15 protein-coding genes are annotated in these 18,936 nt (G+C 68.9%); 8 read left to right on the top strand and 7 right to left on the bottom strand.

Going from position 1 to position 18,936, the window contains the following annotated elements; translation table 11 throughout:
• The 5 genes from IPI67_18400 to IPI67_18380 all read right to left on the bottom strand — a co-directional run bounded on the left by IPI67_18400 (nt 1) and on the right by IPI67_18380 (nt 5,733).
• Nucleotides 1–309, bottom strand: a complete 309-nt coding sequence (locus tag IPI67_18400) for a hypothetical protein (protein MBK7582164.1) — start codon at nt 307–309, stop codon at nt 1–3.
• Nucleotides 306–1,856 carry a glutamine-hydrolyzing GMP synthase gene (guaA, locus tag IPI67_18395; GenBank protein MBK7582163.1) on the bottom strand — a complete coding sequence of 517 codons (1,551 nt, stop codon included), beginning with the start codon at nt 1,854–1,856 and terminating at the stop codon, nt 306–308. Before guaA ends, IPI67_18400 begins: the two co-directional genes overlap by 4 nt.
• A gap of 71 nt (nt 1,857–1,927) precedes the next feature.
• Nucleotides 1,928–4,264, bottom strand: a complete 2,337-nt coding sequence (locus tag IPI67_18390; protein ID MBK7582162.1) for a hypothetical protein — start codon at nt 4,262–4,264, stop codon at nt 1,928–1,930.
• On the bottom strand, nt 4,261–5,091 hold the full coding sequence (locus tag IPI67_18385) for a hypothetical protein (protein ID MBK7582161.1): 831 nt from the start codon (nt 5,089–5,091) through the stop codon (nt 4,261–4,263). The genes IPI67_18390 and IPI67_18385 overlap by 4 nt, the downstream gene beginning before the upstream one ends.
• 33 nt (nt 5,092–5,124) lie before the next feature.
• Nucleotides 5,125–5,733 carry a sigma-70 family RNA polymerase sigma factor gene (locus IPI67_18380; protein MBK7582160.1) on the bottom strand — a complete coding sequence of 203 codons (609 nt, stop codon included), beginning with the start codon at nt 5,731–5,733 and terminating at the stop codon, nt 5,125–5,127.
• 270 nt (nt 5,734–6,003) lie between these two features.
• Between IPI67_18380 and IPI67_18375 the strand changes: the two genes are divergently transcribed.
• Nucleotides 6,004–6,516 carry a hypothetical protein gene (locus IPI67_18375; protein MBK7582159.1) on the top strand — a complete coding sequence of 171 codons (513 nt, stop codon included), beginning with the start codon at nt 6,004–6,006 and terminating at the stop codon, nt 6,514–6,516.
• 15 nt (nt 6,517–6,531) lie between these two features.
• Nucleotides 6,532–7,347 carry an SDR family oxidoreductase gene (locus IPI67_18370; GenBank protein MBK7582158.1) on the top strand — a complete coding sequence of 272 codons (816 nt, stop codon included), beginning with the start codon at nt 6,532–6,534 and terminating at the stop codon, nt 7,345–7,347.
• 19 nt (nt 7,348–7,366) lie between these two features.
• Here IPI67_18370 and IPI67_18365 read toward each other — a convergent pair whose 3' ends face one another.
• Complete coding sequence (locus tag IPI67_18365) at nt 7,367–9,637, bottom strand: PQQ-binding-like beta-propeller repeat protein (GenBank protein MBK7582157.1); 2,271 nt, start codon at nt 9,635–9,637, stop codon at nt 7,367–7,369.
• A gap of 108 nt (nt 9,638–9,745) precedes the next feature.
• Between IPI67_18365 and IPI67_18360 the strand changes: the two genes are divergently transcribed.
• Nucleotides 9,746–11,137: a hypothetical protein gene (locus IPI67_18360; protein MBK7582156.1), complete on the top strand. Its 1,392-nt coding sequence runs from the start codon at nt 9,746–9,748 to the stop codon at nt 11,135–11,137.
• Here the strand turns inward: IPI67_18360 and IPI67_18355 are convergent.
• On the bottom strand, nt 11,104–12,765 hold the full coding sequence (locus IPI67_18355; GenBank protein MBK7582155.1) for a serine/threonine protein kinase: 1,662 nt from the start codon (nt 12,763–12,765) through the stop codon (nt 11,104–11,106). The genes IPI67_18360 and IPI67_18355 overlap by 34 nt on opposite strands.
• A gap of 31 nt (nt 12,766–12,796) precedes the next feature.
• Here IPI67_18355 and IPI67_18350 point away from each other — a divergent pair, with 31 nt between their 5' ends.
• The 5 genes from IPI67_18350 (at nt 12,797) to raiA (ending at nt 18,885) form a co-directional block, all read left to right on the top strand.
• Entirely contained in the window at nt 12,797–15,322 is a 2,526-nt protein-coding gene (locus IPI67_18350) for a dynamin family protein (GenBank protein MBK7582154.1), read from the top strand.
• A 43-nt stretch (nt 15,323–15,365) separates the two neighbouring features.
• The gene (locus IPI67_18345; GenBank protein ID MBK7582153.1) at nt 15,366–15,869 is read left to right on the top strand and encodes a hypothetical protein; all 504 of its coding nucleotides are present in this window, start codon (nt 15,366–15,368) and stop codon (nt 15,867–15,869) included.
• A 96-nt stretch (nt 15,870–15,965) separates the two neighbouring features.
• On the top strand, nt 15,966–16,676 hold the full coding sequence (locus tag IPI67_18340; protein MBK7582152.1) for an ATP-binding cassette domain-containing protein: 711 nt from the start codon (nt 15,966–15,968) through the stop codon (nt 16,674–16,676).
• 102 nt (nt 16,677–16,778) lie between these two features.
• Nucleotides 16,779–18,275, top strand: a complete 1,497-nt coding sequence (rpoN, locus tag IPI67_18335; GenBank protein ID MBK7582151.1) for an RNA polymerase factor sigma-54 — start codon at nt 16,779–16,781, stop codon at nt 18,273–18,275.
• 172 nt (nt 18,276–18,447) lie between these two features.
• Entirely contained in the window at nt 18,448–18,885 is a 438-nt protein-coding gene (gene raiA, locus IPI67_18330) for a ribosome-associated translation inhibitor RaiA (protein MBK7582150.1), read from the top strand.
• Nucleotides 18,886–18,936: the final 51 nt, after the last annotated feature.

Raw genomic sequence — 18,936 nt, 5'->3', positions numbered from 1 at the left:
TCAGTCGGGAATGGGCTCGAGGTCCACGTCTAGAAAAATCGGCTCCCGGTCGGCCACGACCAGGCGATCCCAGGGAAAAAATCCGTCCTTCTGCACGCTGATGCGGTGCTCGCCAGCGGGCAGGCGCACGCCGTGCGCGGCGACGTAGCCGAGGGGACCCACGTAGTCCTCGTCGATGAACACGCTGGCGTCACCGGGTGCACGGGGCGTCAGCTTCAGGTTCAAGCTGACCGCCGCTCGGCCGGCGCCGTGAGCGCAGCCGAGCGCCAGGAGGGCAAGCGCGAAGAAGGTGCGCCGCGCGAGCATCACTCCCACTCGATGGTCGCGGGCGGTTTGCTGCTGATGTCGTAGACGACGCGGTTGATGCCGCGCACCTCGTTGGTGATGCGCGCGCTGATGATCGCCAACACGTCGTGGGGCAGGCGAGCCCAGTCCGCGGTCATGCCGTCGCTCGAGCCGACCGCGCGGACCACACACGTCTCTTCGTAGGTCCGGTCGTCGCCCATCACGCCCACGCTCTTGACGGGCAAGAGCACCGCGAACGCCTGCCACAGCGAGCTGTACAGGCCCGCGGCGCGGATCTCTTCGTCGACGATGGCGTCGGCCTTGCGCAGCACCGACAGGCGCGCCTCGGTGAGATCGCCTAGGCAACGCACCGCCAGCCCAGGCCCGGGGAAGGGGTGGCGCCAGAGCACGTCGTGGGGCATGCCGAGGGCCTCGCCCGCGCGCCGCACCTCGTCTTTGAACAGCTCGCGAAGCGGTTCGATCAGCCCGAGCTTCATGTGCTCGGGCAGGCCGCCGACGTTGTGGTGGCTCTTGATGACGGCGCTCGGTCCGCGCACGCTGACACTCTCGATCACGTCCGGGTAGAGTGTGCCTTGCACCAGCCACTTGGCGTTCTCCACCTTCGCGGCGTGCTCGTCGAACACCTCGATGAACTCGCGGCCGATGATCTTTCGCTTGGCCTCGGGCTCCGTCACGCCGGCGAGCGCGTCCAGGAAACGCTTGCGTGAGTCGGCGACCACCAGGTTCAGGTGGAAACTCTGGCGCATGGTGTGCTCGACGGTCTCCCGCTCGTGCTCCCGCAAGAGGCCGTTGTCCACGAAGATGCACACCAGGCGATCTCCGAGCGCCTTGTGGCAGAGCACTGCCGCGACGGACGAGTCGACGCCGCCGGAGAGGCCGCAGAGCACCCGCTCGTTCGGCCCCACCTTTTCGCTCACATTCGCGATCGCCTCTTCGACGAAGGAGCCCGGTGTCCAGCTGGGTTCCAGCTCCGCCACCTCGAACAAGAACGCGCGCAGCAGCTCGGCGCCGCGCGGAGTGTGGGCGACCTCGGGGTGAAACTGGATGCCGTACAGCTTGCGTGCCGGATCGGCGATGGCTGAGAGGGGTGCGTTGAGGCTCTCGCCGAGCGAGTGGAACCCCGGCGGCAACGCGGTGAGGCGGTCGCCGTGGCTCATCCACACACCAAGCTCTTCGCCACGGGTGAACGCCGAGAAGATGCCGGTGGGGTCCTTCACCGTCAGCTTGGCGGAGCCGTACTCGTGGTGGGAGCTCGCCTCCACCTTGCCACCGAGCTGATGCGCCATCAGCTGCTGCCCGTAACAGATGCCGAGCACCGGAACTCCGAGCTCGAACAACCCCGGGTCACTCTTGGGAGAGCTCTCGCCGTAGACACTGTCGGGGCCGCCCGACAGCACGATGGCCTGCGGGGCGAGCTCGCGGATCGCGGAGAGAGGGAGGGTTCCGGGGTGGATCTCGCAGTACACACTCGACTCGCGAATGCGGCGGGCAATCAGCTGTGTGTATTGCGACCCGTAGTCGAGGATGAGCACGGCCTGTCGGCTCGTCATGGCCCGCTTCGTCTACAACAGTTTTGGGCGCGGCGGACGGGGGAGGGATCGCTCGGGAGCCAAAGCCCGGATCAGGGCCGCGTTTTCGCGTGCACGACCAGCTCCGGCGCCGCGCCGAGCTGGGTCTGGAAGCGCTTCCAGCTGCCGGCATCCGCTCGGGGTGGGCCGGCGCCGCGCCAGAGATCGACCACGCGCGCTCTGGGGTCGAGCGCACGCTCGGCGTCCCTCGCCTCGAAGTGGCGGCGCGCGGCGTCGGCGTCGGCGGAGGTCGCGCCGCCCTTGCTGAGCCGCTGCATCAGGCTGCGCACCTTCGCCAGCGCCGCGTCTCGGTCCGCGTCTGGGGCTTGGACTTCGATCATCAACACACGAGCGCTCTTGCCGCCGAGCAGGGAAGCCCGCGCGCGCGACGCGCTCTCGTTGCCGAGGGTCTGCTCCAGCCAACCGCCGCTGCGATTGAGAAGGAACACCGTCCACTCGGCTTCGCGTTCGACTCCGCTCACGGCCCGCGCGAGCGGCAGCACGAGATACGTGCGGGGAGGGTTGTCGCTGCCGATCTCGACGCTGAGCTCTCCGGATTTGGCTGCGTTCATCGCGCCTGCGGCACACGCGCCGACCTCACTGCGATAGGGGCGGGTCCAGCGCTCGAGGGCCGCTGCCGTGTGCTCGGCCTGGGTGGTGCTGGAGTTGGCGAGGACCGCTAGGCGCAGGGGTCCCGAGAGCAGCAGACGGCGGCGCGCGTCCAGCGTCGCGGTCTCCAGCGCCGACACCGCTCGCCAGGTGCCGCGAGGATCGAGCCACGAGGGATGCCCCCCGCTCGCGGCGTCCAGGGCAGCAAAGTAGCCCTGCTGTCCGGCCGGGCCGATCTCCTGAAGCAGGTCTGCCTTCGTCTCCGCCACGTCGGTGCCAGCAATGCGCGTCGCAACGAGGGCGCGCCCGAGCGCGTCACCGATCCGTCGTGCGTGTTGGTCCGCGCTCTCGCTGGCGCTCGCCCTTGGGGCATGCGCAAGCAGTCCGACACTGTCGGGTGTGATCCACGGCTCGATGCTCACGCCGGAGAAACCTTCACGCTTTTGCGCGATCGCCCGGGCGAGCGCCAGGTGCAGACCGGCGTCGTCGCCGGATTCCGAGAGCGTGCCGCACGGCGACGCGACCAGAGCAAAGAGCTCACCTTGTCCAGTCTCGATGCGCGCCCGGCGCTCCAGCGTCGAGCGCTGCCGCGCGGCCTCGAGCGAGGTGAGGGCGCGCTCGAAGCTCATGTTGCCGTCCGCGGGCACTGCTCCGAGCCACGACACTGCGCGCCGCGTCTGCCCGCCGGGCAAACGCGCCGCGAGTGCCCGCCAGGCTGCGGCGGCTGCGGCGTCGCCGGGATGAGAGGGGCGCACGACGGCGTCATCGAGGGTTTGGGGCTCGCCGGCTCGGCCGTCGAGCAGCGGGCGCGTCTCTTCATCGACGACGCTCGCCGCGCGCGCCACATCCCGCGGTCTTGGCTGGTTCGACGCGGAGCGAACGTCGACGCGCAGGCAAGCGCCGCGCACATGTGAGGTGGCCACCACGCGATCGAGGCGGAAATCGCCGTCCAGAGCCAGCAAGCGTGCGGAGAGCACCGATCCCGGCGTTGCGAACAGCCGCGCGACTTCGAGCGCACGCGCGGGATCCCCGAGGCGGTAGGCCAAGGTCAATCGTCCCTGGGCCGAGGGCACCGCGCCGACCACGTCCGCGTCGGGCCACTTGTCGTTCAGCGTGGGCTGGCCGCCCATGCGGGGGGTCGAGGCGACGGCGGTCGCGAGAGCGTCGAGCAATGCGCGTTTGCCCACGGCCGAGAAGGCCACAGCGCCCGGTGAGAGCAGCCGGGCCCGCCAGGCCTCGAGGGCGCGCGCGTCGGGTGGCTCGGGCGCGCCGCTCCCGCCCGACGCCGTGGCACCAAGCTCGCCGGAGCAGGCGAACACCGCGGTCTGCGCGGCCCCCGTGAGAGTCGGGACTCGCGGCAGCGTTCGCGGCAGCTCGGCATCGGTGATCGGTGTCGCGAGCGCGGCGGACACCGCCTCGACAAAATGGGCCGCATCCGCCGGGCTCGTGACGAGTGTGGTCAGCACGAAACCGAGGGCGCTGGGTCGAGCATCAATCTGGGAGAAGCCCGCGCGCACGAGGCGCGCTTTCAGCAACTGGGCGAGCCCGGCCGAGGCTTCGGAGCCGAAGTCGTGGGCCACGGCGATGGCAACGGCGCCCCGCGGATCGCCGTCACGCTCCACCAGGCCAATGGCCGGGCGATCGTCGAGCGTCCTGAGCTCGACCGGATTTTTTCCGACTCCGCCGGCGCGCTTGGCCGTGCGAGAACCAGCGGGGGTGCAGGCAAAAAAACACAGGAGCGCCGACACGGTGAGCGGCGCGCGCGCGAGCGCCCGGTTCACGGCTGGATGTCGTCCGCCGTGCGCGGGGAAATCGCGAAGGTGTAGAAGTACTGCACGACGCCCGTGACCGCGGTGTAGGTCGTGCCAGCCGCGAAGTCGTGGTTGGTGTTCTCCAGATCCAGGAGTGAATTGTTGATGGTCGGCAGGAGCTTCGGATCGGCGACCCCCGCGACGTCCAGGCGCACCGAGTAGCGCCCGCTGGTCGACTTGAAGCCGGCACTCTGGGCCTTGACGTTCTCGACCCGCACCAACACGCCGATCCACTTGCGCCCGCTCTCGTAGGTCGCGAGCTCCGAGAGCGGAATCACGACGGGCTCCGGGGATTTGTACTCGAAGCGCAGCGACAGGGTGCCGCCCACGATCTCGGGCAGCGCCTCGCAGCTCTCCACTTGGTTCGGATCGGCGCACAAGAACGGGCTCGACGACGGCCCCTCGAACTCGTCGTACGTGCCGCGGATGTCGACCACGTCGCCCGGCGTCACGCGCAGGGTGGGTGGGCTGAAGCTGGCATTGAACAGCGTGATGCCGCCGTACGCCGGCGTCGGGCCGTTGACCGGAAGGTCCTGCGCGTACAAGTTGCCGGCGCTCGCGCCATCAGAAGTCTCGTCGAACGTGTCGCTCGCGAGCACCGACACTCCCGTCACGTTCACGATGCTGCCGTCCGGCGGGTGCGCGCCCCCCGCGCGATCGTTGATCTGGGCCAGGCGCTGGCCTTGGCCGCGGATGTCGGGCTTGCCCGTCCCGTAGCGGTCGAGATCACCCGGCGCGCCGTCGCCGCAGGCAACGAGGAAAGCGGACAAAGGAAGCAGACAAGCGAGGCGGCGCACGCCCCAGAGTTAGCACAGCCGGGCGGCGGCGGATCAAGCGGCGAGGCGGCGGTCGACCAGCAGGGCCTCGAGCCGGCTGCGGATCTTGTGCTTCTTCGAGTAGACGGTCTTCACGCTGATGGTCATGCGCTCGGCGATCTCTTCGGGCTCGAGGCCTTCCCCGTAGTAGAGCGTGATGAACTCGCGGTCTTTGTCGCTGAAGTCAGCGAGGATCTCGCTGACGATACCGACCTGCTGGCGGAGCACACACACATCGTGCGGGTCCGGAAGCTCGGACGACAGGCCCTCGGCCTCACTCAGGTTGCCGCGCTTCGGCTCCCGCCGCAGCGAGCGCAAGTGGTCGTACGCGCTGTGGATCGCGAGCATTCCAATCCAGCTACCGAGTTTGTTGCCACGGCCGGGCTCGAAGCTGCGCAACTTGCGCTTGTCATTCGCGAGCAGCTGCACGCACAGCATTGCGTAGATCTCGCGGACGTCGTCGGGTCCCACGACCGCCGAGAATCGGGACGTGACCCGGGTGATGCAGCGGTAGATCAGCCGGGCGTAGCGGTCGTTGAAGTCCCGCCAGGCCCGCTCCTCGTCGGCGATCATTCCCGTGAGCAGCGTCGTTTCGCTCTCCAACTCACTCGGGTCGGAGGGCATGGCGTTCTGGACGCTGGCAGACTCGGGGCTCATCATCGCTCGGCTCCTGTGGGGGGTCGGAGACGGCTAGAGCACGCGGCGTGCCAGCTAATTTCTACCTGATTACAGGCGCTTGCGAGGCGTAACGCGGCGTCACAGCGTCACGCTTGGCTGTCACGGTGTTACGCGGGGCGGGGTGCCTCATCGGTCTCTGATACGCCGCAAACCTGACTCCCTCCCCTGAACGCGAAACGCGAGATGGCTCGCTGCGTCATGCTAGGGTGACGCGCCGTGCCACCGCGTTTGAAGGCGATCCTGCTCCTGGCCTGGGCGCTGATTCGCACCGTGATCCGGCTGACGTTCCGCAAGCGAGCCGACGGGATCGCTCTTTTTCGCAAGAACTACGATGCTGACCGCTTGCCGCCCGTCACGCCCGGCGAGCGCGAAGACCTGCTCGAGTTCGGCCGTTGCATCGCCTGCGGCCTGTGCGACCGCGGCGAGGCAGCGCGGATCGCCGCCTCGCGGGGGCGATATCACGGTGTCATGCCGCTGATGCTCGCGGCTTCCCGCAGCATGCCGGACTTTCACGCCGCGCAGCTGGCTTTTGCCCAGGTGCCCGACGAGGTCTGGCCGGAGAAGGAAAATCTCTGCCCGACCCGGGTTCCGATGCGGAAAATTGCCCGCTTCGTCCGGGACAAAGCCAAGGAGCTCGAGCGCTCCCTGCCCCCGCCATCGGTGCGGCTGGCAGGAAAAAAAGCGGTCGGGCGGCGCCGAAAGCCGGCTCCACAAGCCGAACGCCTGTAGTAGACAAGCACGGCGATGACCAAGCCCGAAGACGTACCGCTGCCGCCGCTGGACGGCTGGGCCCTGATCCTCGGGGCGTCGAGCGGCTTCGGTGAAGCGGCCGCGCGCGCGCTGGCCCGCGCGGGCGTCGACATCATCGGCGTGCACCTCGACCGGCGGGGCACGATGCCCCATGTCGAGAAGCTGGTGCTCGAGCTGCGAGCCATGGGCCGCGAAGCCTGGTTTTACAACGTCAACGCTGCCGACGAGCAGAAGCGCGCGGAAGTTCTCAACGACGTCGCGACGCGCTTTGCCGAGCGCGGTCGCGGTGAGAAGGTGAGGGTGCTCCTGCACTCGCTCGCCTTCGGCACGCTCAAGCCGCTGGTTGGGGAGGACGCGGTCAGTCAGAAGCAGGTGGACATGACCAGCGACGTCATGGCGCACAGCCTGGTCTACTGGGTTCAAGATCTGCTGTCGCGGCAGCTGCTGAGCAATCAGGGTCGAATCTTCGCCATGACCTCCACGGGGTCGTCGCAGGTCTGGCGCGGCTACGGCGTGGTCAGTGCGGCCAAGGCGGCTCTGGAGTCCCACATTCGACAGCTCGCGCTCGAGCTCGGCCCCCAGGGCATCACCGCCAACGCGATCTGCGCGGGCGTCACCGACACGCCGGCGCTGAAGAAGATCCCGGACAGCGAGGCGATGAAAGAGGTCGCGTTGCGCAAGAATCCGTCGCATCGCCTGACCGAGCCGGAAGATGTCGGCCGGGCGCTGGTGGCGCTGGCTCAGCCGTGCACGTACTGGCTCACCGGCAACGTGCTCTTCGTCGACGGCGGCGAAGCCCATAGCGGGTGAGCTCGGCAAAGCTCCGGGTTCAGCGCACCAGCGCGAGCTTCGCTGCGACACCGAAACCGGCCACGTGCCCGCTCTCCTCGGCGACATAGACGTCGCAGCGTTCATCGACGCGCAGCAGATCCGGGATGAGATCCGTGGGCACGGTGCCCAGAACCTCGCCGTCGCGGGGCCGGACCACGTGCACCTGATGCTGGGGGACGAAGAGCGCGCCGCTGCGCAACACGGGCTCGAGTCGCCGCGGTTGATCGGCATCGACGTGCCGCGGGAACACGTGGCTGTAGCGGGTGTCGCCGGTGTCGCCGTCCAAACAGGAGAGGGTGCCCGACGCGCTGTTGCCTACGAGATCGTTGTCGACGGCGAGCCACGATGTCGTCGGTGCTGCGAGTCCCGGCTCCTTGCTCCAGACCTCGGCGCCGGTGCTGCGATCGAACGCAACCAGCCCGCTGCCGCGTCGATCGCGCACGGCGATCGCAACGCGGGTAGGGGTGAGCAGCGGGGCCTGGCCCACCGCCGGGCGCTCTTCCAGATCGGTGGCCCAGCGGGACTCACCGGTCCAAGGATCGAACATCACCAGACGCGCGGAGCTTGCGCCGCTCACGACGGCAAACGCCGAGTCGTGGTCGACGGCGACGTCGCCGGTGAAGGGCAACCGCTCGCGCATCCGCCACACGACCTCGCCGGATGCCACGTCCAGCGCCACGAGCACGGAGTCGCCGGCCACCAGCAGCAGCTTGCCTGCACGCCGCACGCGATACGAGCCGGGGCGCCGCAGGGTATGACGCCAGCGCACCTCGCCCGAGACCAGATCGATCGCCGTCACGGTGCGTTCCCCTTCGGCGACGACCAGCAGCTTGGGCAGCCCCGGGGTGTGCACCACGGCGCCCGCCGCGCCGCCGCCAGCCCGCGGCTTGAGCGCCAGCGCAAAGCGAGTCTGGCCGTCGTCGAGGTCGAGCAAACGAATGCGGCCGTCCGGTGCGAGCCGCGCGATCCCCGCGGGGGTCGCGACGCTGGCGGCGCGATTGGCCGGCACGCGCCACAGGAGGGTGCCGTGCGCGCGGTGGATGCAGGCCATCTCGCGCTCCGAACCCACGATCAGGCGGTCGCCGCACAGGAACGTGGCGCGCAGATCGATGTTCGGCACCGTCGCCACCCAGCGCGGGACGAAGCGCATCTTGCCGCCGTGTTCCCAGCGTCCGCGCGTCTCGCTCTTCCGCGCCGGGATCGAGAACGAGCGGTAACTCGCGGGTTGGCTGTTGGTCAGCGAATCGTCGGCCAGGGCGTCTTCCACCCGCTCCGAGAGCGCACGGCACTGGCTGACCAGAGCGGTGAGTCGCAGGTTCCGGGCCTGGCTGGGATCAGCGCTCACGAACGCGTCCGCGAGCGCGCGGGCGTAGCGCACCGAGGCCAGGACCAGCCCGGCGGGATCGAGCTCCGGGAAGGTGACTCGGTCAGCGCCCGTCGCGGCGCTCTGCACGCTGAGCGACAGCGGGAGATCCCCGACGCCGCGCTGCACCGAGATGCGCGCGCTGCCGAGCTCGACGCGGCGAAACAAGGCCCGACCGTGCTGCCAGGCTTCGAGGGCGTCGTCGGCGAGGGCGAGCAGCCGCTCGGCGAGCAAGAACAGATGCACCGAGCCGAGGCTGGCGGTCTTGCCGCGGATGGTGAAACCCGCTTCCCCGGACACCAGCAGCGAGTGCAGATCCGCGCGTTCCAAGCGGCGCTCGGACAGCGCCTCGACCGGCGCGCCGCCGCGGCGAAAGCTGGCCTTGGCAAACAGCGCGATGCCACGGCTGGCTCGCGGTGAGATCTCGACCGGCTGTCGCTCTGCGCGGGGCACGACCGCGCGCTCGGCGCTCTCGAGAGCGTCCCTGGCTGCAGCCAGCGCCGCTTCGATCGCGCGGCCGGCTCCGCCCAGCGGTGCCTCCGCGAGCGCGGTCGCCACGGCGCGGCTGAGGTCCGTCAGCGGTACGCGGCGCTCTTGGACCGCAACCTCCGGCATCGGGCCGCTGCGGAAGACCGAGAGCAGGACCGCATCCGCGTCGGCTTCCAGTCCGAGCTCCCAGACCTCTTGCTCCGAGTACAACTGGATCGTCGCCCGCCGGCGCCGGCCCGAGACCAGGTTGGCGACCGCGTGAGCCAGCTCCGCCAGCACCGGCAGGGCGTGGGACTCGCCCACTCTTGCGGTGACGTTCACGCCGTCCACGACGACGTCGAACAAACCGCGGAGGGGTTCCAGCGCGGCTGGGGGATTATCTCGCTGTGGCCGGACGACGACGTGAATCGCACTCATTCGTGTGGGAAATCGTAAGGAGCATTCAGGCGGAACCCGAACTTTTCCGGTCGCTTTGCTGAACTTTGGACAGGGGCGGTGGACAGGGCTAGGGGCGTGTCGGGGTCGATGGCGCAGCAAACTTGGAGCCGGGGCGCCCGGATCGGACTCGCCCTCGGGCTCCTGGCTGCCGGTGTTCCGCTGCTCTTCTTGCGCGGTTTCACCGTGGATGACGCGCTGATCACCGCCCGAGTTGCGCATCACATCGCCCTCGGGCTCGGTTCGCGGTTCAACCCAGACGGTCCGAGCGTCGACGCGGTGACCCCGCTCGGGTTCGCGCACCTGATGGCGATTGGTGCCGGGACCAGCCCGCAGGCGGCGCTCGCGTTCGCGCGGGTCACGGGCGCGGTGGCTTGGCTCGCGGCGGCGGCCTGGCTCGGGAGCCAAATCGGGCTGAGCGGCCGGCGGATCGCACGCTTCTCTCCGCTCCTGGTCGCGGGTGTGTCCGTACCGCTGGGCGCCTGGGCCAGCTCCGGCATGGAAACCGGGTTGGTCACGCTGCTTGCGACGCTCGCCCTCGGACGCGCGCGTTTCGCGCCAGTCTTCGCGGGTCTTGCTGCGGCGTGGCGCCCGGAGCTGTTGCCGTGGGCGATGGTGCTCTCGGTCGGTGTGGCGCTCTCGCGGGAGCGGCGACCGGGGCCCGGACTGGTCGGACTCGCGCTTGCCACGTTACCCGCGCTCGTCGTGGCGCTCGTACGCGCGGCGACCTTCGGCATGGCCATGCCACTGGCGGTTCTGGCGAAGCCCGCGAGTCTGGACGACGGCTTGCGCTATGCACTCGGCGCCTTCCTGCTCAGCGGCTTGCCGCTGCTCCTGCTCGCCCCGCGCACCGCGCGCGCGCTGCCTCCGCATGAAATGGTCGTGGGGTTGTCCGTGCTCACCCACTTCGCCGCGGTCGCGCTCGCCGGCGGCGGTTGGATGCCGTCGTTTCGCCTGCTCGTGCCGGTGCTGCCGGCGTGTGTGTGGGTAGGGGCTGCTCTGGCCGAGCGCGCACCGCTCTGGGCGACGTCGCTGCGCCTGCTGCTCGCGCTCGCGGCCAGCGCCCTGCTCGCGCGCGACGTGGGGCCCGCCTCACGCCACGTGTACGCCCAACGGCTCGAGCTCCAGACACGGGGACGGAGCGCGCTCGCGGGCGCTCGCCGCATCGCCACGCTGGACGCCGGCTGGGTTGGGGTGGCCACCGGTGCCCACGTCGTCGACGTCGCTGGCGTCACCGATCCTAAAATTGCGCGGCTGCCCGGTGGGCATACGTCCAAACGTCTAGCTGACGGTTTCCTCGAGCACGAGGGCGTCGACGCGGTCGTGGCACTCTGGGACGGCCGGAGCGCCGGCTGGTATCGGCAGAACGACGCGCGCTTGTTCGGGCTCGCCCTCGCCGCGGGCTTCGTCGAGCAGGAGCAGCTGCCGCTCTCGGGCAGCTCGCTCCGTTATCGTGTGCTGCGGCGCAGTTCGTCCCCGTGAGCCGAGGTGGCGCTGAGCGCTTCACGCATGGCTCGGGCGTCGGCGTGACGATCGGGGGCAAACGGCGCGGCCGCGCGCTTGATGATGGCCCGCCAGGCCTCGGGCAGCAGCCTGCGTACGCCCGAGTCGTCGTCGAGTCGGTCGAGCTGCTCGGCCAATTCCGCTTCGGGGCGCTTGCCGGTGAGACAGCGATAGAGCAGCGCGCCGAGAGCGTAGAGATCACTCCGCCCGTCGACCGTTTGTCCGTGCTCCTGCTCCGGTGACATGTAGCCGGCGGTGCCCAAGGGCACGCCGCTCAACGTCAATCGTGTCTCCGCCCACTCCACACGAGCGATGCCGAAGTCGAGCAACTTGACGCGTTCGGCCGAGCCGATACGAGCCAGGAACACGTTGCTGGGTTTGAGGTCACGATGCACGATCCCCGCCGCGTGCACGGCGGCGAGTGCGTCGCAGATCTCGAGGGCAATCGGCAGGAGCGCATCGGCCTCGAGGGTGGTCGTCCGGGTCAGGCGCTGCTCGAGGCTCTCCCCTTCGAGGCGCTCCATGACCAGGAAACAGCTGCCGTCGGGCAAGTGACCCTCGTCCAGGATCTCGACGACGTTCGGGTGCCAGGCGAGCCCCAGCGCTGCGGCTTCGAGCCGCAGCCGGTCGGCCACCACCGAATCGTGGGCGACTGACGCCTTGAGCAGCTTGATGGCGACGTGTTCTCGGTCGCCGAGCCGGATGGCCTCCCAGATAGTGCCGATCCCCCCCGCGCCCAAGCGGCGTTCGAGTCGATATTTCGCGGCTACGACCGAGCCGGCGCGGAAGACATCGAGCTGCCGTTCGCGCAGCTCCCGCAGGCTCGACGCGCGCTCGAGCAGGGAGATGCGCCGCGACTGCTGGCTCTGAATGGCTCGCCGTCGCAGCTCGAAACCACGCAGCGCGTCCAGCCCGGCACTCACGAGCGCGCTCACGCCGACGGCAGTCAGCGCCAGGCTCGGTGTGAGGCCGAGTCCGAGCCCTCCGACGCCAGCCACCGCGGCGCCAATCGCCGCCGACCGGCCGAGCCGCGCACGGGGTTCGTCGGACCAGGTTGCCTCGAGCTCAATCATTGCGTCCTCGGTGTTGCCGCGCACGGACACCCGCGCGGGGGCTCGACCGAAGAGCAGCGGCAAGGCAGCGAGCTCGGCCGCGCGCGCCAGGCTCGGCAGGCCACTCGTTTCGAGCTCGCTCTCGGGATGCACCGGCACCATGCCGCGCCAGCCGGTGGGCGAGGACTCGAGCGTGACCCAGCGTTCGGTCATCACGTCTTCACCGCCCTGCTGGTCGAGCTGCCGGTACGCCGCCTCCGGGGAGGTCGCCCCCCGCACGACGCGGGTCCAGACACCGAGGTTCTCGGGGTGGACCACACTCTCGGTCGTGCAGAGCAGCTCGTCTCGGCCGTAACGCGCCGCAAACGCCTCGAGCGCGCTCAGCCACAGATCTCGGGAGAGGGCCCGCCCCTCATCCTCGAGATACTCACGCTCCAGGCCGACCACGCCCAGGAGCTCGTCGGCCGCCTTCGGCCCGTGGCGGGCCTCGGCATGCAGCAGCAGCGTCTTCACGCGCGACGCCGTGGTGTTCCCCCTGGCACCGACCCTTCGCACCCGAGCGAGAGTAGCAGATAGACTGGAGCGGATGGCGCGGCTGACCGACCAACTGGCAGACTGGCTGTCTCGCGTCGAGATCTTGGCGCGAGGTGCCGAGGGGCAACGGCTCGAAGCCGAGCGCGCCCTGGCGCAAGGCCGCGCGTGGGACGCTCGCGCACGAGCGCTCGACCTGCTCGAAGACATGCCGCGGTCGCGCATCGGTCTTCTGCTATGGGCGAACGCCGCAGAGGCTTCGTTGCTCGACCACGAGGTCGTGGAGGCGCTGGAACGATTGAGTCGCGAGTTGCCGTTTCGCGCCGACGTCTGGTTTCGGTTGGCACAGGCGCGTCATCGTCTGGGCGAGTCCCCCGAGCCGGATCTGTTTCGCGCGGCCGAGCTGAGAGAGCCCACGGAGGCAGCCGATGGGGCGCGGCTCTGGCTGGCAGATCGGGACCGCTTCCGCGGCGACGCCGCTCGCGCCGAGCGCTGGCTGAGTCAGCTCAGCCTGCAGGGCCGCCGCTCCCAGGCGGCAACCTGGCGCCGTTTGGAGCTGGCCCTCGATGCTGGGGAAGCGCGCTTGGCGCGCGAGCTCGGTGAACGCCTCGAGCCCCCGGCAGTGCTCGACGCTCGAGGCTGGCTGATTCGTGCCCGCCACCTCGCGCTGGATTCGCCTGCCATCTCACTCTCGGCTTGGGTGCGGGCGCTGCTCACGGAGGCTCCGGGAGTGGTCCCGGCGCTGGCCGACTTCGTCGCTCGCCGGGCGGACGAAGCGCAGCGCGACAAACTCGCGGTGGTCGTCGCGGACGTGGGCCTGGCCGGAGAGCCGCTGCTCAGGACCGCCTTTGCCCTGGCGCGGGGCTCGCTCGCCGAGGCCCTCGCGTCGCTGCGCGAAGCGGCGCGAGCGGGGGACCCGAGGGTGATCGAGCGTTATCTCGCCCTCGCCATCGAGCACGAAGATCGCTCGGCGCTCCGCGATGCCGTGCAGCTCATGGGCGACGTAGCCTTGCTATCTCGAGAAGCGCGGGCACTCTCGGCCGCACTCGCGACCGACGACGCATCCGCTCGACTCGCCGCGCTGGACGCCGCGGGGGAATCACGCTTCGGAGAGACGCTTCGGCGCGAGCTCTACGCCGCGTGGTTGCCCGAGCATGGGTCACCCGATTTCCCTTCGCTCACAGCGGAGCTCGAGCGCCTGGCCCGGGCGCTGTCCCTCCCCGAGCTGTCCGGTGAAATCGCGGGGATCGTCGCCGCGCTGGCCCGCCCGCTACGCGTGGCAATCGTTGGGGAGTTCAACGCGGGAAAGTCTTCCCTGATCAACGCATTGCTCGGAGAGAGCGTTGCACCGGTGGGCGTGTTGCCGACCACCGCGACGCTGAACCACCTGGTCTGGGCGCCGGATCGGTTTGCGCGTATCGAGCAGCGAGACGGGTCACCGGACCGTGTGGTGCCGCACGCAGAGCTGAAGAGAGCCCTCGGCGAGGTGCCGGCGGAGCAGGTTCAAAGCGTGACCCTGTACGCACCGCTCGAGCTCCTGCGCAAGCTCGAGCTCACGGACACGCCTGGCTTCAACGCCCTCGACTCGGCCCACGCGGTGACGGCGCGCGCGGCGTTTCAAGAGGCTCATGTCGCCTTGTGGTTGCTCGACGTGACCCAACCGCTGAAGCAGAGCGAGCGGCTGGTACTCGAAGAGATCCAGGCGCAGGGGCTGCCGCTCGTGATCTTGCTCAACAAGCTCGATCGTCTGGGTTCCGGGCTGGAGGCCGAGGCCAAGCTCAGCGCCGCGCTCGAGCACATAGCTGCCGGGCTCGCCGACGCGCAGGTAACCCCCGAGGGCGCGGTCGTGGCGTTCTCGGCGCGGCTCGCCCTCGAGGGCAAGCTCGGCGATGAACGCGCGCTCGCGGCGTCGCGGTTCGCCGAGGTCGAGGCCCTGGTCGAGCGCGTCGTCGTCGGGCGCAGCACTCAGCTGAAACATCGCGTGCTCGAGCGGCGCTGCCTCGACATCGCAAGACGGCTGGCGTCAGGCGCCGAGCGGCTCGTCGACGAGCAGCAAGCCGGCGCCGCGGCCGTCGCTCTGCTGCGAGACCAACTCGAGGCGGCGGAGCTCGAGCTCGAGTCCGAGCCGGAACGGCTGCTGGGCGAGCTCGAGACGAAGTCCCGGGCGGCGGTCGAGCGCTTCGTGGAAGACACCCGGCGGGTTGCGGCCATGGTCGAGGATCCCGCCGCGCGTCGCTTCGTCCAGCGGCGGGCTCGCACGCTGCTCGCCTCGCAGCTGGCGGCCGCGGTGAGAGAGACCTTCTCGCTCGCCGAGGGGCGCGCTCCGACCTTCGACCGCGCGCTCGTGGCGCGGGTGGGCGCGCTGTCGGCCGCGATGGCCGTGCCGGCCTTGTCGGCCGCGCTCGGCGACGGCGACCGCGGGAACGCGGACGAGTTGACGGCCGTCATGACCGATCTCGGCCGGCTGCTCGCCGACGAGGCGGCGGAGGCGCTCGGCGAAGGACGGCGCGACCTGATGATTCCGGCGCCTCCGGCGATGGCCGCACGCGCACGTACATTGTGCGCAGTGCTTTCGGATTGAATGGCCGCCGGCCTGGTCTCGTCGATCATGCTAGGATTTTAGCGTGAAGTTTCGCTCCCGCCCCCTCCGTGCCGCGCTCTTTGGCGTGGCGTTTGTGGCGGCGCTCGCGACGGCCGGCGTGGTCGCCACGCCCGCCAGCGCGGGGCCCTTGGCGGTGGTGGAGGGCGAGAAACTCGAGCTACGCGCCGACAAACTCGACGTGGACATCGACAAGGGCAACGCGCTGCTCGAAGGCAACGTGGAGGCGAAGCTCGGTGAGCTGACCGTCACCTGCCCGAAGGTCGAGATCCGCTACGACCAGGCGCCGCGAGTGCGCTGGGTCAAGGGCAGCGGCGGAGTGCGAGCGCGGGTAAAGGGCATCGACGCGACCGCCAGCTCGGTCGTGGTCGATCTGTCCAAACGAGAGGTGACCCTGACGGGGGGCGTGCGCCTCGCACGAGGCAAGGGCTGGGTCGAGGCGGACAAAGCGACCATCGATCTCTCGACCCGCAAGCTGACGCTGAAAGAGGTCAAGGGTTCGATCCCGGTCGAGCCCCCCGCGCGCTGAGCTCCGGGTTGCCAGGTGTTTTGGTGCCGCTTCCCGTACAGCCGGCGGGTTCTCCGCTTGTAGCGCCGAGCGAGCGGCAGAATGCTCGGGTCGACCGTGAGTGAGACCGAGCTGCCCGTGCTCAGCACCGACGAACTTCGAGTTTCGCTGGGCGGGGTGGAGATCTTGCGCGGGGTCTCGCTGAGTGTTGCGCGAGGCGAGATCGTGGGCGTGCTCGGGCCGAGCGGCGCCGGCAAGAGCACACTCTTCAAGACGCTGTGCGGTGAGCTCGCGCCGGCGAGTGGTTCGGTTCAGCTCGCTGGACGCGAGCTGGGGAGGCTGCCGCTGTGGAAGCGGGCCCGCCTGGGGTTGGGGTACGTGCCGCAGACCGCGAGCGTGTTGTTCGAGCTCAGTGTGCGGGACAACCTGCGCAGCTTCGAGCGTGCCGCGCGGGTGCCGGCGCGACCGCCGGAGGAGCGCGCGGCGGAGGTGGATCTGGCGGAGCGCATCGACGTCGCCGCCGGGAAGCTCTCCGGTGGAGAGCGACGTCGCCTGGAGCTGGCACGGGCGCTCGTGGCCGAGCCCCAAGTGCTGCTCTCCGACGAGCCGCTCACCGGCGTGGATCCGAGCGGCGCCCAGCGAATTGGCCGGATCTTGCGCGCCCGCGCGGCTGAGGGCATGGCGGTCCTGGTGGCCGATCACCGGGTCAGCGAGGCCCTGCGTTTCTGCGACCGGGTGCTGCTCCTGCTGGATGGCCGCATCGAGGCGGACACGACACCGAGCGCGTTTTTGGAGCACCCGGCCGTTCGACGCCGGTACCTCGGGTGAGTCGGCGGACGACCGAGATTTTTGGTGGGCCCGCTTTTTGCCGTGACCTGCTAGACTTCCAAGCGACCGAGTTCCCGTCGGCCCACTTCGCGCGAAAAAATCATGGAAATCAAGCAGCAGCTCCGAATGTCCCAGCAGCTCGTGATGACGCCGCAGCTGCAGCAGGCCATCAAGTTGCTGCAGCTCTCGCGCCTCGAGTTGATCGACGAAGTCCGGAAAGAGCTCGACAACAACCCGGTGCTCTCCGACGAAGAAGCGGAGGTTCGCGGCGGACCGGGCGAGGATCCTCGAGCCCGCGCCCAGACGGCGGCAGCCGAGGCGGCCTTCGAGCGCTCCACGACCGAGACCCAGGAGTCTCGCGAGGGTGAGAAGGCCGCGCGGGAGGTCGACTGGGAGAAGTTCCTGGAAAATCGCACGCTGCAGCAGCCCGTGCCGGGCAACCGCGGCGGCTTCGACGAGCTGCCTCCGATCGAGCAAAATCTCACCAAGCCCCGCAGCCTGCAGGACCACCTGCTGTGGCAGCTCGCGACCAGCGATTTCACCGAGGGTGAGCGGCGCTTCGCGGAGCTCGTGATCGGCAATCTCGACGAGAAGGGTTATCTGGATCTCGAGGGCGTCGAGCGCGCGGACGGGACCCGCACGCCGGACCTGACCATCGAAGATCTAGCCGAAGAGGCGGGACTGCATCCGGAAGACGCGCCCGACGTGCTGGAGCTGATCCAGAACTTCGATCCCATGGGGGTGGGCTCGCGGGACCTCAAGGAGTGTCTGCTCGTGCAGGCGAAGGCCATCGGCTTCGACGAGATCGAGACCGAGATCATCCAGAATCACCTGCACCACCTGGAGAAACACAACTACCAGGCCATCGCGCGGGAGATGAAGATCCCGCTCGAAGAGGTGTACGAGGCCGCAAAAGAGATCCAGAAGCTGGAGAGCCGCCCGGCACGAAACTTCACCGACACCGACGACCGCTCGATTGGCATCACGCCGGACGTCTACGTGATCAAGGACGGCGATGAGCTGCGGGTGATGGACAACGACAAAGGCATCCAGCGCCTGTTCATCAACGAGAACCTGACCAAGAAATTGATGCAGGACCCGACGGCGAAGGAGTTCATCGGGGAAAAGCTACGCAACGCCCAGTGGCTGATCCGCGCCATCGAGCAACGTCGGAAGACCATCATCAAGGTCGCCGAGTGTATCGTCGAGAAACAGCGCGAGTTCTTCGACCACGGTGTGGCGTTCCTCAAGCCGATGATCCTGCGGGACATCGCCGAGGCCGTCGGCATGCACGAGTCGACCATCTCGCGCGTGACCACCAACAAGTACGTCCACACTCCCCAGGGGTTGTTCGAGCTCAAGTACTTCTTCAACTCCAGCATCCGCCGGGTTGGGGAAGACGACATTGCGAGCGAGAGCGTCAAACAGGCGATCAAGAAGATCATCGAGGACGAGGACAAAGAGAGCCCGCTCTCGGATCAGGCCATCGTCGAGCTGCTCGAGAAGACCGAGGGCATCAAGATAGCCCGGCGAACCGTGGCAAAATACCGCGAGATGCTCGGGATCCTGTCGTCCAGCAAACGCAAACGGCTGTTTTAGTCGAGGCCCCACCAGGGGTTCACTCCGCTCGCCCCTGCCGCAATTTCAGCGCAGCCGCCCCGCGGCCGGGCGCTCCCGAGCGGACGTGCCGACGCCGGCCCACTCTCCTCCGCCCGACATCGTTGTCGCGGTTTGCCGGACGTCCTATAGAGTATGGATCAGGAGGCCACCTTTGAACATCAGCATCACTTTCCGGCACATGGCGACCAGTGGAGCGATCAAGACCTACGCGAACGACAAGGTCGCAAAGCTCCAGAAGTTCCTGCGTCAGCCCATGACGGCGAAGGTGACCCTGTCGATCGATCGGCTGAAACACATCGCCGAGACGCGGATCTCGGCTGGTGGCGCGCACCTCGAGGCCAAAGAGGCGAGCGAAGACATGTACGCATCGATCGATCGAGTGATCGACAAACTGGAACGGCAGATCCGCGGTGCCAAAGGAGCCGCAGAGTCCAAGAAACGCCGCGGCCGCGACACGATCAAATCGAGCGCCGCAGCGGCGCCCGCACCGCTGGCAGAGCCTGCGATCAAACGCGTGGCGAAGAAGAAGACAGCCGCCGCGAAGAAGAGTGGAACCGGGGGAACGAAAGCCAAAAAGAAACGTTCCTGAACCCACAACGGGCCTCCGTTCGGCGAGAGCGCCGCGGAGCGTGGAGCCCTC

The organism is Myxococcales bacterium (assembly GCA_016706225.1).
Lineage (GTDB): Bacteria > Myxococcota_A > Polyangia > Polyangiales > Polyangiaceae > JADJKB01.
This window is presented reverse-complemented; position numbering and strand designations above follow the sequence as displayed.

What these genes read in the sequence shown, in the direction of transcription:
- guaA (MBK7582163.1), bottom strand. Translation starts at nt 1,856, where the DNA reads ATGACGAGCCGACAGGCCGTGCTCATCCTCGACTACGGGTCGCAATAC.
- IPI67_18380 (MBK7582160.1), bottom strand. Translation starts at nt 5,733, where the DNA reads ATGCCCTCCGACCCGAGTGAGTTGGAGAGCGAAACGACGCTGCTCACG.
- IPI67_18370 (MBK7582158.1), top strand. Translation starts at nt 6,532, where the DNA reads ATGACCAAGCCCGAAGACGTACCGCTGCCGCCGCTGGACGGCTGGGCC.
- IPI67_18365 (MBK7582157.1), bottom strand. Translation starts at nt 9,637, where the DNA reads ATGAGTGCGATTCACGTCGTCGTCCGGCCACAGCGAGATAATCCCCCA.
- IPI67_18360 (MBK7582156.1), top strand. Translation starts at nt 9,746, where the DNA reads ATGGCGCAGCAAACTTGGAGCCGGGGCGCCCGGATCGGACTCGCCCTC.
- IPI67_18350 (MBK7582154.1), top strand. Translation starts at nt 12,797, where the DNA reads ATGGCGCGGCTGACCGACCAACTGGCAGACTGGCTGTCTCGCGTCGAG.
- rpoN (MBK7582151.1), top strand. Translation starts at nt 16,779, where the DNA reads ATGGAAATCAAGCAGCAGCTCCGAATGTCCCAGCAGCTCGTGATGACG.